The 976-nt window shown below is 67.3% G+C and carries 2 protein-coding genes; both read left to right on the forward strand.

The annotated features are described in order from the left end of the window. Window positions 1-252: 252 nt before the first annotated feature. On the forward strand, window positions 253-690 hold the full coding sequence (gene parS, locus V5F77_RS28925; protein WP_011993111.1) for a type II RES/Xre toxin-antitoxin system antitoxin: 438 nt from the start codon (window positions 253-255) through the stop codon (window positions 688-690). Continuing rightward, on the forward strand, window positions 690-976 hold a 287-nt coding region (locus V5F77_RS28930; RefSeq protein ID WP_429008490.1), incomplete at its 3' end, for an RES family NAD+ phosphorylase. The genes parS and V5F77_RS28930, both read left to right, overlap by 1 nt.

Here is a 976-nt window from a genome sequence, read left to right on the forward strand (position 1 = left end):
TGCCGTCAACCCCGCGGGCCACCCCGCGATGCCGGCATCGCGGGCCCCCGACCGGGGGTTCCTCTGCGCTGTGCTGCGGTGACGACGGCGTCCGGCCCCTTCCTTGTGCAGCGGCATGCGAGTATTCCGACGGCCCCGCCCATGCCTTTGAAATCCCTCGGGGACAATCCTGCTGAAGAAAGCTGCTCTTGCTCTCCGGCAATATGCCGCATATGTCTAAGGCGTATTGCCGTTGACTGCAAGGAGGCTCTCATGTCGATTGCCATAGTCGTGGAGGTTGCCCGCAAGCTGGGAGGCCAGAGCGTGCTCGGCACGGTCGTGCGCTCGCAGGCCGACCTGGCTCTCGCCGTCCGCAACAGGCTTCCCCTGTCGGCTCTTCGTGGGCTCAGCCAGGCGGGCATGAGCGAGCAGGAGATCGAGAGATTCGTGATCCCGCAGCGCACCCGCCGCCATCGCGCCGACAAGCAGCAGCCGCTGACGGTCGATGAATCGGACCGGGCCGTGCGCCTCCTGCGCGTGCAGTCCCTGGCCGAGCAGACCTTTGGTGATCAGGAGAAGGCCAACCGTTGGCTGCGCCGCCCGCTCACCGAGCTCGGCGGCGAGACGCCGCTCGTCGTGGCGCAGACCGAGGCCGGCGCGCGCGTGATCGAGACCATCCTCGGCAAGATCGCCTGGGGCGCGGCCGCCTGATGCGGCTCTGGCGCCTGTCGGGCCGGCAGCATGCGCAGGCGCTGGACGGCGGCTATGGCCTGCATTTCGACGGCCGCTGGAACACCGTGGGGCATGCCGTCACCTATTGCGCGACATCGCCCGCGCTCTGCGTCCTCGAAAAGCTGGTCCATGTGGAGGATCCCGCGCTCCTGCCGGAGCTGGTCATGGTCACCTATGAGATCCCCGACACTGTCGAAATTGAAGACGTACCGTTGGAAGGTCTCCCGACCGATTGGCGGCGGCACGAGGCCTGGAGCCAAGAGAG

This window comes from Roseixanthobacter psychrophilus, from assembly GCF_043195195.1.
GTDB lineage: Bacteria > Pseudomonadota > Alphaproteobacteria > Rhizobiales > Xanthobacteraceae > NCEH01.